At 70.6% G+C, this 15,311-nt stretch carries 13 protein-coding genes; 1 reads left to right on the plus strand and 12 read right to left on the minus strand.

Going from position 1 to position 15,311, the window contains the following annotated elements; all coding sequences use genetic code 11:
- Positions 1 to 239, plus strand: a 239-nt coding sequence (locus tag VF665_RS12505; RefSeq protein ID WP_331053759.1) for an EAL domain-containing protein, incomplete at its 5' end; no start/stop codon positions are given.
- 81 nt (positions 240 to 320) lie between these two features.
- Here the strand turns inward: VF665_RS12505 and VF665_RS12510 are convergent.
- The 12 genes from VF665_RS12510 to VF665_RS12565 all read right to left on the minus strand — a co-directional run.
- On the minus strand, positions 321 to 1,178 hold the full coding sequence (locus tag VF665_RS12510) for a hypothetical protein (protein ID WP_331053760.1): 858 nt from the start codon (positions 1,176 to 1,178) through the stop codon (positions 321 to 323).
- A gap of 426 nt (positions 1,179 to 1,604) precedes the next feature.
- Entirely contained in the window at positions 1,605 to 2,450 is an 846-nt protein-coding gene (locus VF665_RS12515; RefSeq protein ID WP_331053761.1) for a glutaminyl-peptide cyclotransferase, read from the minus strand.
- A complete protein-coding gene (locus VF665_RS12520; protein WP_331053762.1) occupies positions 2,423 to 4,285 on the minus strand; it encodes a M61 family metallopeptidase in 1,863 nt (620 codons plus the stop codon). The genes VF665_RS12515 and VF665_RS12520 overlap by 28 nt, the downstream gene beginning before the upstream one ends.
- Positions 4,286 to 4,504: 219 nt before the next feature.
- The gene (locus VF665_RS12525; protein WP_331053763.1) at positions 4,505 to 5,056 is read right to left on the minus strand and encodes a hypothetical protein; all 552 of its coding nucleotides are present in this window, start codon (positions 5,054 to 5,056) and stop codon (positions 4,505 to 4,507) included.
- Between the two features lie 43 nt (positions 5,057 to 5,099).
- Positions 5,100 to 5,873 carry a hypothetical protein gene (locus VF665_RS12530; protein ID WP_331053764.1) on the minus strand — a complete coding sequence of 258 codons (774 nt, stop codon included), beginning with the start codon at positions 5,871 to 5,873 and terminating at the stop codon, positions 5,100 to 5,102.
- The gene (locus VF665_RS12535; protein WP_331053765.1) at positions 5,873 to 7,027 is read right to left on the minus strand and encodes a L,D-transpeptidase family protein; all 1,155 of its coding nucleotides are present in this window, start codon (positions 7,025 to 7,027) and stop codon (positions 5,873 to 5,875) included. The genes VF665_RS12530 and VF665_RS12535 overlap by 1 nt, the downstream gene beginning before the upstream one ends.
- Before the next feature lie 240 nt (positions 7,028 to 7,267).
- Positions 7,268 to 7,429, minus strand: coding sequence for a hypothetical protein (locus VF665_RS12540; protein WP_331053766.1), 162 nt, complete (start codon positions 7,427 to 7,429; stop codon positions 7,268 to 7,270).
- 93 nt (positions 7,430 to 7,522) lie between these two features.
- On the minus strand, positions 7,523 to 9,499 hold the full coding sequence (ftsH, locus tag VF665_RS12545) for an ATP-dependent zinc metalloprotease FtsH (RefSeq protein ID WP_331053767.1): 1,977 nt from the start codon (positions 9,497 to 9,499) through the stop codon (positions 7,523 to 7,525).
- Between the two features lie 140 nt (positions 9,500 to 9,639).
- Positions 9,640 to 10,482, minus strand: coding sequence for a carboxypeptidase regulatory-like domain-containing protein (locus tag VF665_RS12550; protein WP_331053768.1), 843 nt, complete (start codon positions 10,480 to 10,482; stop codon positions 9,640 to 9,642).
- 323 nt (positions 10,483 to 10,805) lie between these two features.
- Positions 10,806 to 11,219 (minus strand): hypothetical protein, encoded by a 414-nt coding sequence (locus VF665_RS12555; protein WP_331053769.1) that lies wholly within the window; start codon positions 11,217 to 11,219, stop codon positions 10,806 to 10,808.
- Positions 11,220 to 11,353: 134 nt separating this feature from the next.
- Positions 11,354 to 12,916 carry a hypothetical protein gene (locus VF665_RS12560; protein WP_331053770.1) on the minus strand — a complete coding sequence of 521 codons (1,563 nt, stop codon included), beginning with the start codon at positions 12,914 to 12,916 and terminating at the stop codon, positions 11,354 to 11,356.
- Between the two features lie 62 nt (positions 12,917 to 12,978).
- On the minus strand, positions 12,979 to 15,311 hold a 2,333-nt coding region (locus tag VF665_RS12565; RefSeq protein ID WP_331053771.1), incomplete at its 5' end, for a TonB-dependent receptor domain-containing protein.

A 15,311-nucleotide genomic window follows, 5' to 3' on the forward strand; every position in this document is an offset into this window, starting at 1 on the left:
TGGACCGGTCGTTCGTGAGCCGCATGGACCGCGATCCGCGCAGCGGGCAGCTGGTGCACGCCATCATCAACCTGTCGCACATCCTGGGCGTGCGCGTGGTGGCGGAAGGGGTGGAGACGGGCGACCAGCTGGACGCGCTGCGGGAGATGGGGTGCGACCACGTACAGGGCTTTCTGATTGCCGAGCCGCTCACCGCGGAGGTCGCCGCGCAGCTCATCCGCGAAGAGCGCCGCTGGTGACCGCGCGGATGTCCATCGGGTGGAAAAAGGAGGCCCGCCGGACGGTTCCGGCGGGCCTTCTGGTTTTCGCGTCGATGCGCGTCAGCGGTGCTCGAAACGCAGCGTGAGTAGTTCCACCATCTCCAGCGCGTTTGCCGGGCGCGCCAGGCCGAGCCCGTCGCGGTAGTGCCCGCCGGCGCGGATGGCGTCTTCTCCATCCCACGCGATCTCGCCCAGCAGGTGATGGCACTGCACCTGGCGCAGCACGTCGCCCGTGCGCTCAAAGGTGCGCACCGCCTCGCCCAGGCGGGCGCGCGCGGCGGCGCGGCGGCCGCGGGCCAGGTGCGCGATGGCCAGGGAGAGCCCGCCGATGGCCGCGGCCTCGTCGTGCCTGGCGCGGCGGCCGGCGCGGAGCGCGCTGGACGCGTCCCGCTCCGCCTCGTCAAAGCGCCCCATCGCCAGCCGCACGGCGGACCGGTTCACGCGCACCAGCACCAGCCCTACGTCGCCCGCTGCCTGCGCGTGGCGCTCCGCGTCGTCCACCTTCGCGAGCGCCTCGTCCGCGCGCCCAGCCAGCCCCGACGCGACCGCGTCCGCCAGCGCGGCGGCGAACTTGGCCAGGCGCGGCAGGCCCGCGGGCTCCGCCAGCACCTCGCGCGCGTACGCGGCGGCGCGGTCCCACTCGCCCGCGAGCAGGTCCGTGCACGCGTGCTCGATGCGCGCGGCCGCGGCCTGCGCGCCGTCGTCCGCCTCGCGCGCCACCGCCTCCGCGCGGGCGGCGCTCTCCCGCGCATGGGCCCAGTCCATCGCCCGGCGCGCCGCATCCGCCTCGGCCAGTTCGGCGGACGGTGTCCCCGCCGCGATGCCGAACGGGGGAAAGAAGCCGCCCGGGTACAGCGGGGGCAGCGGCAGGCCGGGAACGTCCAGCAGGGCGGACGGGTGGTCGGGCATGCGGTCCATCAACTCCGGTCGTGCGTGGGGAGGGGCGAACCGCGCAAAGCTCGTGGGACGGGGGATGGACGGCAAGAGCGCCAACGCACGGCGGGCACTCCGTCGATGGACGGAGCGCCCGGAACGCGGCAGGTGTGCCGTGCAATCAGCGCCAGATCAGGGCGAGAAACCTGCGGGCAAGGGGCAGGAAGCGGCCCAGGCCCTTGGTGACAAGGCCCGTGAGCAGGCTTTGAAAGAGAAAACGGAGTACGACGAGCATGGTGGGCCTGACGGTGAAGTGCGAACGGCCTGCCTCCGACACGGGGATGACTACGGACCGGGGCGCCCGCGGGTTTCACCGGCGACAACATGCGCATCGAATGACCGCCTGTCGTCCGGGAACCGAAGAGCCCGCCTCCGGAGGGGAGGCGGGCTCGCGGCGTTCATCCCCGCAACCTACTGCCCGATTCCGAGCGACGGGATGCGGATCTCAAAGATCTTCGGCCAGAGCTTGCCCGTCACCAGCAGCCGGTTGGTGGCCGGATCGTACGCGATGCCGTTCAGCACGCCCTCGGGGTCGGTCACCGGCGGCACGATGGAGGCCAGGTCCAGCCACCCCTTCACCTGCCCCGTCTGCGGGTCGATGCGCGCGATGCGGTTGGTGTGCCACACGTTGGCCCACACCTCGCCCTTCACCCACTCCAGCTCGTTCAGGTCCGCCACGCCCTGCCCGGCGTCCATCACCTGCACGGTGCGCTGCGGGTTCATCGTCCGCGCGTCCAGAAAGGTCAGGTAGCTGCTGCCGTCGCTCACGATCAGCGAGCGGCCGTCTGTCGTAAGGCCCCACCCCTCGCCCTGGTACCCGATCTGCCGGGCGGGGCGAAGCGTGGCGCGGTCGTACACGAACATCACCCCTTCGCGCCACGTGAGCTGCAGCAGGCTGTCGCCCACCAGCGCCAGCCCCTCGGCAAAGTACTGCGGTGCCAGCGGCGTGCTGCGGATGACCGCGCCCGTCTCCAGCTCCACCTGCCGCACCGTGGACTTTCCGTAGCGCCCCGTGCTTTCGTACAGGTTGCCGCCCTGCCACACCAGCCCCTGCGTAAAGCTGGCCGTGTCGTGCGGAAAACTGCGCACCTGCTCCACGGCTACCGTGGGCGCGGGCGGCGGAGGGGGAGGCGTCTGGGGCTCCGTCTTGTCGCCGCCACACGAGGCCGCGGTGGTCATCAGGATGCCGAGCGTCCAGAGCAGGGGAAGCCGCCGCATGCCGCTCGCGCTCACCGCGCCGCCCGCGATCCCAGCCACGACGCGCGAAACGCGCGCATCTCCGGCGTCAGCTGCATCCCCGCCGCCTCGTACGGCACCGCCTCCAGCGCGGGGTTCTCCACCAGCGCCACGGGCATGGTGCGCGTGGTGCCGCGCGACACCACCTCCACCTGCAGCGTCTCCCCCGCGCGCTTCCCCTGCAGCAGCGCCTGCATGGCCGCGGCGTTCGCCACCGGCTGGCCGTCCACCGAGCGGATCACGTCGCCCGCGTCCACCCCGGCGGCGTACAGCGAGCCGCCGTGCGTGGTGTAGCCGCCGATGCGCACGCCCCCGCCCTGCGCATCCGCCAGCTGCGCGCCCAGCCAGGGCCGCCCCGCCTGTGCCTTGCGCAGCAGAAAGCCGGCGCGGGCCAGCAGCGGCGCGTAGTCCACCGCCTCGCGGCCTTCCACGTACCGGCGGAAGAAGTCGTTGGCGAACGCCGTGTCGCGCGTGACCTCGCCCAGCACGCGGCGCAGGTCGGCCACGGTGTAGGGGCGCGCCGGGGCCAGGCCGTTCGTCTGCTCCCGGCCGTACTGGCGCCACATGGCCCGCATGAAGTCGTCCAGCGTCAGGTTGGGAAAGCGCGAGCGAAGGGTGAGGTCCAGCCCCAGCCCTACGCCCGACCCCCAGGTGTAGTAGCTCAGAAAGGTGTTGCCGCGGTTCACCGGGTCAATGCTCACGGCGGCGTCCACGAACGGCGCCTGCTGCGACATCTCCACCGGGGAGAAGAAGCGGCGCCCCTGCGCGTTGGTCACCGCGTTGGCGATGCCGCCGGCCTCGGACGCGTACTCCGCGTCGTCGGTGAGCCCCGCGCGGCGGATGAAGAGCGCGTCGTAGTAGCTGGTGAAGCCCTCGGCGAACCACAGCTCGCCGCTCATGTTGGCCTCGCTGAAGCTGAACGGCTCCAGCGAGCGGGGGCGCAGGCGCTCCACGTTCCACGAGTGGAAGTACTCGTGCGACACCGTGCCCAGCAGCCCCATCTCGGCCTGCGCCAGCGAGGCCGGCGCGGTGATGATGGTGCTGTTGCGGTGCTCCATGCCGTCGCCCGCCGCCCAGGGCAGGTAGTCCGCCAGAAAGGTGTAGGTGCCGAAGTCGTAGCCGGCGGGCTCACCCCACAGGGCGATCTCCTCGGCCACCACCTTCTTCACCTTTTCCACGTACCGGTCCAGCTCCTCGTCCGTGCCCAGGTGGTGCATGGCCATGCGCATGGTGTACGTGCGCCCGCCGGGGCCCGGCACCGTCCACGTCCGCAGGTCAAAGTCGCTCACCTCCGTGGGCGAATCCATGAAGTACTGCAGGTTGGGCGCGGTAAACACGGCGCTGTCGGCCGTGGGCGCCAGCTGCGTCGCCACCCGCCACCCGTCCGGCCGGTCAAAGCGCGCGCGCACCGGCGCACCCTCCATCCCCCGCGCCCACAGAAAGGTGGCCGGCATGTTCAGGTGCGCGTGCGTGGCGTCGATGGCCGTGTACGTGCCGTCCACGCGGTCGCCGAACAGCGTGTACTGCACCCGCACCGTTCCGTCGTGCCCGGCCACCGTCCACCCGCTCGGGTCCGGGCGCGTGGCGGCCAGCGGGCGCCCGCGGCCGTCCGTCACCCGCACGCCGTACACGTTCTTGGCGAACTCGTGCAGCGCGTAGCGGCCGGGCGAGGTGCGGCTCATCCGCACCTCCAGCGGCCGCCCGGCGGGCACGCCGCTGAACGTGGCGGTGACCTCGGCCTCGTGGTGCACGCGGTTGGGGTAGCGGATCTCGTATTCGACGCGTTGCTGCGCGAAGGCCGGGGCGGCGAGCACGAGCGCCGCGGCGATCGCCGGCAGAGGGAGCAGAGGACGCATGGGGCAGCGGTTTCGAGGGTTGCGCACGGAATCAAGCGAGAGATTTAGCACCCCGGCGCCACGGAAGCCAGCGGGCGCGGCATGGGACACCCCCGCGCGCCGTCCGTTCCACGCGGGACGGGGTGGATGGATGCACGAACGCGGGCACCGGCCTGGTTCGCCGGTGCCCGCGTTCCGTCCTGCGCGGCCGGGGAGAAATCCGTCCCCGGCCCCGAAGCGTCAGCGCGGATCGCCCGAGGGCCGCGGCGGCAGGTCGGCCGCGGGGGGCTCGCCGCCCCGCTCGCGGCGGCGCGGCGCAAAGTCCGCGGCGCCCATGCGCGCCGACATGCGGCCCAGCAGCACGCGGCCGGCGCGCACGTCGTGGCCCACGTCGATCAGCAGCAGCGTAAGGTCGCCCGCGCCCCACAGCATGGCGGAAAGCACGCCGCCCTGAATGACCTCGGCCATCAGGTTCAGCACCAGCTCCGGCCAGGCCTGCGTCTCGGAGCTGGCCTCGAACATCAGCCCGGCCACCACCTCGGCAAAGATCGCCACCAGCACGATCAGCGCGACGATCTTGAACAGCCGGGCGATGTACTGCAGCCCTACGTACGGCTCCGTGTCTTCGGCCCGGATGGAGCCCGGGTCACGCCGCACCTCGCTCCCCGGCACCGCCGGGCCCGCGGGTCCCGCGCCGCGGTCGGGCACACCCTGTCCGCGTTCCGGAATCACCGGCCCGCCGGCACGCCCGTCCGGCTGGCCATAGGGCCGCCCCGCCTCGTCCTCTCGCATCATCCTCCCCCCGTGTCGGTTCCGTACCGCGTAAGTCCCGCTTTCAGCGCCGCCGCTCGGGTACGAACAGCAGTGCGTCCGTGTACCCCACCCTGTGCGCGGTTTCGGCGGCCCACTCCAGCCGGCCCACCTGCGCCTCCGTGTGCCCGTCGCTCCCCAGCGAGAACCGGACCCCCGCCTCCCGCGCCTTTACCAGCAGGCGGTCGTGCGGCAGACGGTAGCGGTTGCTGATCTCCAGCGCCACCCCGCTCCGCCGCAGCGCCTCGATCCAGCGGTCCTCGCGCGCCTCCGTCCACCATGCATGCACGTCGCTCTCCATCTCGTACAGCGCGGGGGGGGTGAGCGTGCTGTGTGCGGCGATCTGGATGGGCATCGCCTTCACCATGCGGCACAGCTCGTCCACCATGGCGTCCATGAGCTCCTGCGGCCGCGCGTTCCACGGCTCCGGCAGCGTCTGCCACCAGGGCGACCCCATGCCGCCCCCCGGCAGGTTGAAGCCGTGGTTGCTGCCGATGCGGTAGTCAAAGCGGTCCAGCACCTCCGCCGGCAGCGAGGCGGCGAAGTCGTCGCACCAGCAGAACTCGCCGCTGCGAAACACGGGCGGGTCCTCCAGCACGTCCAGGTAGCGCCGCAGCTGCGCCTCCGTGGCCACGAACCGGTCCATGTTGCGCCGCGAGATGTGGTCGGCGATGCCGATGGTTACCCCCCGCTCCCGCGCCAGCTCCACCACCCGCTCCAGGGGCAGGTCACCGTCGGACATGGTGGTGTGCGCGTGCAGGTCCTGCCGACCGATCAGCGACCCTATCATGTCCGCCATCAGCGGACCCCGGCGGTGCGGGCGCGCGCGGCGCCGAAGCGGGCGCGGTACGCCTCTTCCGCGCGCTGAATGGCCGTCCACCCCGCCTGCCCCTCGGGCCCCAGCCGCTCGCGCGGAACGCGGCGCGTCGGCCACGGCGTGGTGTGCTCGTCCAGCCCGCCGTGCCACAGCCCCAGCGTGGCGTTCACGATCCCCGCCGCGGCGCGCTCCCGCGCCTCCTCCTCGATGCGGTTCAGGCTCACCGTCACCCGCAGCGAGCCGCGCGCGAACGCGTCCGCCAGAAAGGTCCCGTACTCCTCGCGCCGGGCCGGCGTGGCCGCCTGGCCTGCGCGGCTCAGCAGGCCCCGCAGCGCCGGCGCGTCTTCCCGCAGCCCGCGCTCCAGCAGCGTGTGCGCGGTGCGCGTCCACGCGCTCGCCGTGTCGGGCGCGGCCAGCTCGCGCGTGAGCCGCGTGAGCAGCTGCGCGGTCGTCAGGCGCTCCAGCGGGTTGGGGGCGCGGGTCACGCGGCGCGCGGCGCGGGTGTACGCCGCCACGCTGTCCGGCTGCTCGCCCAGCATGGGCGCGCTCCCCACGATCACCACGGGCGTTCCCACCTGCACGTTGTGAAACAGGCGCAGCGCGTTGGCGTCGCTCAGCCGGATGCAGCCGTGCGACACGCGCCGCCCCAGCAGCTCCGGCTTGTCGGTGCCGTGGATGGCCAGTTCGTTGCCCAGGTACACGGCGGCGGCGCCCAGCCCGCCCTCCTGCCGGCGCAGCGGGGAATCCGGGGGCGGAATGGGGCGCCTGTTTTCGATGAACCACCAGTCGGGCAGAAACCAGGTGGGGTTCTGCTCCTTGAACTGCACGTACATGGTGCCGCTGGGCGTGTTGAACTGCCAGTGGCGGTCCGTTCCCGCCAGGCGGAACCCCGTGCCGGTGCCCACCGGGGCGCGCCACAGCACCGTCTCGCCGTCCATGAAGCGCAGTTCGTTGGCCTCCACGTCCACCACCACGTACTTCAGGTCGCGGCGAACGGGTGGCTGGTCGGGCGGGGGCGCGGCCACGCGCGGGTCGGGCGTGGCCGCCGGGCGGGTGCCGCCCAGCGCCGAGCACCCGGCCAGCAGGGCCGCCGCCAGAAGCGCCGGAAACAGGCGCGGCAAACGTCGAAGGAGCATCATTCCTGGGGAAATCGTCGGTCCATGGCGTCCGGCCGGGGGCCGGACCGCGGTGCAGGCCGCCGGGGGCGCGGGTGCAACCCCTGCGCCAGCGGCGGCGCGATCGCCCCCGTGTACCCGCCGCACCGCCGCGAGTGCCTGCAACGGGAGCAGATTCGCGGCCGCAGCACCCGCGGAGGGGTGGAACGGAAAAAGGGCGCATGCCGTACATGCGCCCTCTTCCATCGCCGCCGCGGCGGTCTACTCCGCGGTCTCGTCGCGGTCGCCCTCGGCCTGCGACGGCTTGTCTTCCGGGCCGTCCAGCCGCTTTTCCGTGGGCGTCACCGGGCGCTCCGCTTCGGGCTGGTCCTGCTCGTCGGCCGTGTGCGGGCTCTTGTCGGCGTAGCGCGGGTCTTTCTGCACCAGATCCTCCAGTCGGTTCGCGAAACGGATCGCGAGTCAGTTTGATCCCGCCGCGCACGCGTCCGCGTGAACGACGCGCGGGGAGCCTGCTCCTCAGTCCGCGACGGTGGCGTCGTCCGCGGATGACGCGGCGGCCTGCATCCCGGCCCCGTTCACCGGGGGCGGCTCCACCACGCGCTGGGGCAGCGGCTCGTGGCGGCGGGCGGGCAGGCTCATGATCTCCCGCAGCTCCGCCTCGTCCACCACTTCCTTTTCCAGCAGCCGCTGCGAAAGCGTCTCCAGCACGGCGCGGTCCTGCGTCAGGATGCGGCGCACCCGCTCGTACGTGCCGTCGATCAGCCCGCGGATCTCCGCGTCGATCGCGCGCGCCGTTTCTTCCGAGTAGTTGCGCCCGTTCATTCCGCTGTCCTGGTCCATGAACTGGCTGCGGCGCGGGCCGCTCAGGTTCACGGGGCCCAGCTCGCGCGACATGCCGTACTCCATCACCATGCTGCGGGCCAGCTCCGTCACCCGCTCCAGGTCGTTCCCCGCGCCCGTGCTGATCTCGTTGAAGACGATCTCCTCGGCCACGCGCCCGCCCAGCAGCACCGCGATGCGGTCCATCAGCTCCTGCTTCTGCAGCAGGTAGCGGTCTTCGGTGGGCAGCTGCTGCGTGTACCCCAGCGCCGCCACGCCGCGCGGGATGATGCTGATCTTGTGCACCGGGTCGGCCGTGGGCACCCGCTCCGCCACGATGGCGTGGCCGGCCTCGTGATACGCCACGATGGTGCGTTCCTTGTCGTTGATCAGCCGGTTCTTCTTTTCCAGACCGGCCACGATGCGGTCCACCGCCTCGTCGATCTCCTGCATGGTCACCGCCGCCTTGTCGCGGCGGGCGGCCAGCAGCGCGGCCTCGTTCAGCAGGTTGGCCAGGTCGGCGCCCACGAAGCCGGGGGTGCGGCGGGCGATCCGCTCCAGGTCCAGGTCCGGCCCAAGGGTGATGCCGCGCGCGTGGATCTTCAGGATCGCCAGGCGGCCGCTCACGTCCGGCCGGTCCACCAGCACCTGGCGGTCGAACCGGCCCGGGCGCATCAGCGCGGGGTCCAGGATCTCCGGCCGGTTGGTGGCGCCCATGATGATGACGCCCAGCCGCGGATCAAAGCCGTCCATCTCCACCAGGAGCTGGTTCAGCGTCTGCTCGCGTTCGTCGTTGCCCCCCAGCATGTTCCCCGGCGAGCGGGCCTTGCCCAGCGCGTCCAGCTCGTCGATGAAGATGATGCACGGCGCCTGCGCCTTGGCCTGCCCGAACAGGTCGCGCACCCGGGCGGCGCCCACCCCCACGAACATCTCCACGAACTCCGCCCCGGAGATGCTGAAGAACGTGACCCCCGCCTCGCCCGCCACGGCCCGGGCAATCAGCGTCTTGCCCGTTCCCGGAGGGCCCACCAGCAGCACGCCCTTGGGAATCTTGGCGCCCAGCTTCACGAACTTTTCCGGGGTCTTGAGGAACTCCACGATCTCCTGGAGCTCCACCTTGGCCTCGTCCACGCCGGCCACGTCGTCGAACGAAATCCCCGTCCCTTCCTCCCCCACGATGCGGGCGCGGCTCTTTCCCACGGTGAGCACGCCCTGCGTGGGGTTCATGCGCCGCAGCATGAACATCCACAGCCCCACCATCAGCAGCAGGGGGAGCATGAAGACCAGGAGCGGGCTCCAGCTGCTGCGCGCCTGCGCCCCGAAAGGAATGTTGCGCGCCTCCAGCAGCGTGACCAGCGACGGATCTTCAACCTTGTCGGCGCGCCACCGGTCCGGCCCGTTGCCCGCGCGGATGCTGTCGGCGGGAACGGCCTCGATCACCGTTTCGCCGATGGTCACCTGCTCTACCTGCCGCGCGGAAATGCGGTTCTTGAGCTCGCTGTAGCCGATCTTCTTGGCGCGCGGGGGCTGCAGCAGCTGCGCCGCCAGCAGCAGCCCCAGCAGAACCAGGACGATGGGAAACACGGAAAAGCGGGGAGGCGTAATGCCCCCGCCCGGGCGCTGGCGGCGGTCCTGGCCGCGGCGCCGTTCACTGGATGGTTTGGAGTCTGCCATGAAGGAAAGCAGGCGCAAAGGTTGGACCATCCGGGCACTGCCACGCGACACACCGAAAATCGGCGAGGCCACGGCGCGAACGTCGCGCCGTGGCCTCGCCCCGCGGCCCCCGCGTGGAGGCGCGAAACGGGAAGCGGATCCTAGTCCTGGTAGCCGCGCCGCGTCCAGATCACCACCGTGCCGCAGCGCGCCTCCGGGCTGGAAAACTCCGCGGGAACGCTGCCCAGCCCCGGGTAGACCTCGATGCCCTCGATGGAGGCCGGATCCACGATCTCGTCGATGGAGGGCTGGAAGGGATCGGTGCCCCGGGCCATGGCCACGGTGTCGCCCGCCGTAATGCGCGCAAAGCCGCGGGCAGCCAGGCTCCCGGTGCGGTTCACGTGAACGTTGTCGACAAAGAACTGCACGGGACACCCGCCAGGACCGGTCTTGAACGATCGTGCCAGATACAGCTGGCGCCCTCCGGGCTGCCACCCCGCCGAGCGAACCCCGGGAACCGTAAGGAGCAGGTCGCTGACGTACGAGGCGTTCCGGCGCTCGATGTGGTCCCGGGTCAGGTAGCTCCCCAGGCCGCGGTCCGCCCGCTCGTAGAAGCCCCGGAGCATGGCGCTGCTGCGCGACGCCGAACGCGCCACCACCGTCACCGGCTCCAGCACCACCTCGGTAACAGAAACGCGCATGTTGACCACGATCGTGTCGTTGTGCCCCAGGATCAGGTAGCCGCTCTGGGCAGTGGTGTAGCCTACCCGGCCCGCGCGCAGGCGAAACCGGCCCGGAGTCACCCCGGAAAACCCGAATACGCCCAGCGAGTCCGACAGCACCTCGCGCTGAAACCGCCCCGCGTCCGTCATCAGAACCACTGATCCCCCCACCACCGGCCCACCGTCGCGGGCGTCCAGCAGCCTCCCCGAAACCCAGCTCTGCGCCGCGGCGGGGAGCGTGAACAGCACCAGCGAGATCGTCAGCACCAGACGTACAAGCATCGTAGCCTCCTGCCCGCGGGGCATGGAAGGGAGCCGGCCAGGTGAACGCAACGAGTCGGAACGACGCAGCGGGCGGGATTCTGACCGCCCAACCTCCGGAAACGGATCGGTTGGCGTCAGTCCCCGCGGTCGTGCGGGACGGCCGCGTACTACGCGGGGTGCGTCGCCTGCAGCAGGCCCGCGCCTCCCGGGTCCGGGGTCCGGGGCCTCCAGTCGCACGCAGCATCTTCCACGCCCGGCGCCGGAACCAGCGGGCCCGGCGCCCGGTTGCGCGGCCGAATAACAGAGGGCCGGCCGCTTGGCGCGGCCGGCCCTCTTCGCGGTCAGCGCCCGCGGGTACTTACGATGATGGCTCCGGCAACCGGACCCATGCCCGCCACGGCCAGCTGGTTGTTGGCATCCACAGAATCCAGGTAGCGCATGGACCCCACGACCTCGATGGAAATCTGCCGCAGCGCATCGGCGGTCCCCATGCGGGTGGTGTTCTGGAACACCAGAATCTGCCCGTCGGAACGGGCTCCGGTCGCGCGCAGCCATGCCGGACGCAGCCGCTGCACCGCGTCAAACGCCGTACTGAGCCCCGGGGTGGCCTCGATCTCGGCTTGCGTAAGCCGTGACGGGTCGGAGGCCCGGGCGGCCACCGGCGCGGTGCCCGTGGCGGGGTTGGCCGGCGCGGCGCTGCACCCGGCCAGCGCAAGGGTAGCGGCCAGAGCCGCCAGGGAGAGATTCCGGATCATGGGGAGCCGTGTACATGACGATGGAATAGGAGCAAAACGGCCGGCCGGCGAGTGCCGGCAGGCCGTTTTGACGCAGTACCACAGGGCCTGCCGCCGCCGCGCCCGGAGTCTCCGGACGCGGCGGCCGATCTGTCTTACTGAACCGGCGCGCAGGTGCCGCCGGCGGAGCAGTTGCCGCCCACGCCGCCGAAGGTGTACGGCGCCAGGCCCAGGCCGGCGCTCTCCTTGGGAGGAATGGGGAACTGGATGGGCGTGCCCTCGACCAGGTCACCCCAGCCGCGGCTGTCGAAGAACCAGTCGCCCAGCGTCGTGCCGTAGACCTCGACGCGCTTCTCCCACTTGAGCGCCTCGAACAGGTTGCCGCAGGCACCGCTGGCCAGCTGGGGCACGCAGGTGGCCGGGCCGTCCGGAATACCGGCGGCGGTCACCGCCGGAAGGTGCCCGTTGCCCACGCGCGTCTGGTTGATGATCGTCGCGGCGCCCGCCAGGTTGCCCTGGCGGAACAGCCCCTCGGCCCGCAGCAGATTCAGCTCCACCGCGAGCATCTCCGGAAGCGGAACGTCCGATTCCGACCAGTAGGCGGACCAGCGGTAGTCGGCGTACTCCGACCAGTTGTAGGTGCCGCGGTCGGGGTTGCCGCCCACGAACCCGGTGTTGTACACGTAGCCGCCCTCGGCCCCGGCGGCCGCGGAGGCCGGGAAGCGCGCGTCGACCGAGCCGAACCGGAAGGGCTGGCGCTGGCCCAGCGGGGTGCTCGCCCACGTCTGGTACAGTGTGCCCGTGGTTTCGGCCATGCCGGCGAAGCGCAGGTCCCACCAGCCCCACCCCGGATAAGCCTGGTACACCAGGCCGTTGGAGTAGTTGACGTCGTCGATCATGATGTTGAAGTCGCTGGTGATCCCGAGGTTGGTCTCGGCGATCACCGCGGCCCAGTTCACCGCGGCACGCTCGGCCGGGGTGCGGGCTTCCCACGCCATGAAGCGCGCCTTGTACGAGTGCGCCAGGCGGGCGAGCTGCGCGCTGCTGATGGCGCCGCCCTCGTTGGGGATCCAGTCGGCCGGGAGCGTGAACGAGTTGGCGTTGGCCAGGGCAATGGCCTCATCCAGGTACGCCATCGACAGCGCCAGCATCTCGTCGTGCGAGAGAAGGGTCGGCGCCACGTCGGCCGGCGTGGTTTCGTCCAGGCGGTACCCGCGGTCGTACGTGGAGGCCACCACGCCCGTGGCGATGCCCTGCATGAACCGGGCATACGCACGCGCACGCAGCGTGTTGTCGGTGCCGCCGATGGTCACCTTCACCGGGTTGGTGGCCCGGGTGATGGGGGTCATCACCGTGCGCGCCGAGGCGAGCGTTACGTACAGCCGGTCCCAGGTGTAGTTCAGGATCGGCGAGTTGCTGTACTGCGGAAAGTTGTCGATCTGGCGGCGCGGCTCCTGGTAGAAGTCGATCATGGCGAAGTTGGCCGCGCTCGACGTGTGCTCGTCGGCCGCCACGCTCATGGCCAGCGCGATGCCGTCTTCGCTGTGCGTCGCGTAGTAGTAGTTCCGGAACATCCCGCCCAGCAGGCTCTCGATCTGCGTGGGAGTCGGATCGCCCGTGGGCGCCGGGGGGGAGTTGTTGTTGGTGACGTCCAGGTCCGCGCACGCGGTACCCAGAAGAGACACCATGGCGGCCGCAAGGACGCCTGCTCTCTTCATCATAGCGTATCCTTCACAGTGTGGGTGGCTCCCCGTCCGCGGACGGGGAGCCACGTCCAGAATCAGAATCCGAGTTCAACCGACAGGCTGACGGTGCGGAAGTTCGGATACCCGTAGGCATCGAAGCGGCTGATCACCGCCGAACCGCCGGCCGCCCCGGCCACGCCCACTTCCGGGTCGTAGCCCTGGTAGTCGGTCCAGGTCTTCAGGTTGCGGCCGATGACGCCGAAGGTGAGGCGGTCGAAGCCGCCCATGCGCAGCGCGCGCAGGCTGTTGGCGCCCACGGAGTAGCGCAGGGCCACCTCGCGCAGCTTGACGAAGCTGGCGTCCTCGACGAACTCGCTGTTCACCGTGGCGGCGTTGTACAGCACGCTGTAGTAGCCCACCGGCTTCATGTCTTCAACGGCCTTGCCGAACTGGTCGTTCTCACCCGACCGGTTGCGGAACATGGCCCACTGGCGGGTCTGGTTGTAGACCTCGAAGCCCATGGAGGCGTCGAGCAGGCCGTACAGCGACAGGCCGCCCCAGTTGAAGGTGTTGGACAGCGACATGTTGAAATCGGGCTGGGCGCTGCCCAGCGCGAAGTAGTTGGTCAGCGCGCCCGAGAACGGATCGGTTCCGATCGCCGAGAACGGAATGCCCCAGTTGTAGTTGAACAGGGCGCCCGTGCCGCGCGTGCCCCACTTGTCGTCGGCGGTGCCCAGCACGCCGTCGGCGCCCGCGCCCTGCGACGCGTTGTTGCCCTCGCCGACGTACACCAGGTAGCCGTCGCTGTTCTTGGCGAACGAGCCGCACATGCTCTGCTGAGCCGCCGGCAGGTCTTCACACGACTCGGCCCACTTGCGGCCGAAGAAGGTGCCAAGCTCCACGCCTTCGCAGTTGAAGAAGACGTTCTCGACGTTCTGGTAGTTCGGGTTGCCCCACGAGTAGCAGGGCACGTCGAGCTTGGAGATCTCCTGGCGCGTGCGGTCCCAGTTCAACCGGGCCGACCAGCCGAAGTTCTGGCGCTGGATCAGGTTGGCATCCAGCGACAGCTCGATGGTGTTGCTCTGCAGCGTGCCCGCGTTGGTCCACTGCGCGGCGTAGCCCGCCACCGCCGGCAGCGGCACCAGCAGAAGCTGGTCGTTGGCCGTGGAGTTGGCGTAGTTGGCCGTGAAGTTGAAGCGGTCGAGCAGCCCCAGGTTCAGGCCGACCTCGCGCTCGGTCACGCGCTCCGGGCGCAGGTTGGGATTGCCCAGGATGTTGGGCGTGACGGTGCCGCCCACCACGTCGTTCTTTTCGTACTGCGCTTCGAACGACGGACGGTTGCCCGCGGTGCCCAGCGAGGCGTGCAGCTTGAGGTCCGAAATGGCGCCCACGTTGAACCAGGGCTCCTCGGCCACGCGCCACGCGCCGCTCAGGCGGTAGTAGGTCTGCCAGCGCTGGTCGGCGCCGAACAGCGAGCTGCCGTCGCGGCGAACCAGGCCGTCCAGGATGTACCGGTCGCGGAACGACAGGTTGGTCTGGTTGAAGAAGCCTTCCGAGCGCGCCGCGTCACGGTACGAGTCGATGAACTTGCTCGCCGTGGTCGCTTCGAGCGTTTCCACGCCTTCGGCGGCGAACGCAGAGCCGCGCGCGTCGAAGTCATTGTAGTTCTGCTCTTCGTACGAGTAGCGGAACTGCGTGCGGGCCTGCAGATCGCCGAACGACTTGTCGAAGGTGCTGGTGGCGCTCGCGTTGAGCGCGTCCGTCACCGAGTTGAACCGGCGCAGGTAGCCGCGGTTCAGGCTGGCGTTCGGGGTCTTGGTCGCGTAGCCGTACGGGTACAGGTCTTCGCGGTTGAAGTCCGTACGGTCGTAGCTCACCTGGCCGTCCAGCGACACGCCGGTGACCGGCGCGTAAACCAGCTGCAGGCTGCTCAGGAACCGGTTCTGGATGTCGGTCGTTTCGCGGTTCTCGATCTCGTACAGCGGGTTCTGGTACTCGGTGGCGCTCTGCGGGTCACCGGTCACGCTCAGACGGCCCAGGCTGTCACGCGCGGCCAGGTCGATGTTGGGCGTGATGAAGGTGAGGTTGAAGAACGGCGAGCCCGCCCCGCGGTCGTTGATGAAGTCCTGGTTGGAGCGGATGTAGTTGCCGCTCGCCGAGACCTGCAGCTTGTCGCCGATCCCGTGGTCCAGGTTCAGGCGGAAGCTGTTGCGGTTGTAGCCTTCGTGCCCGGTGACGACGCCCGAGTTGTCAAGGCCGGTGACCGAGGCGAAGAAGTTGGTGCGGCCCGAGGAGCCCTCGACGCCGACGTAGCCCTGCTTGTAACCGCCCGGGTTGAAGAAGCGGTTCAGCTGGTTGTAGTTGGTGCCCGGCCACGGATTGGTCTGGAACGTGGTGTACGGGCCGGTGCCGGCCAGCGCCTGCGTGG

The organism is Longimicrobium sp., assembly GCF_036387355.1.
In the GTDB taxonomy this organism is placed as follows: domain Bacteria; phylum Gemmatimonadota; class Gemmatimonadetes; order Longimicrobiales; family Longimicrobiaceae; genus Longimicrobium.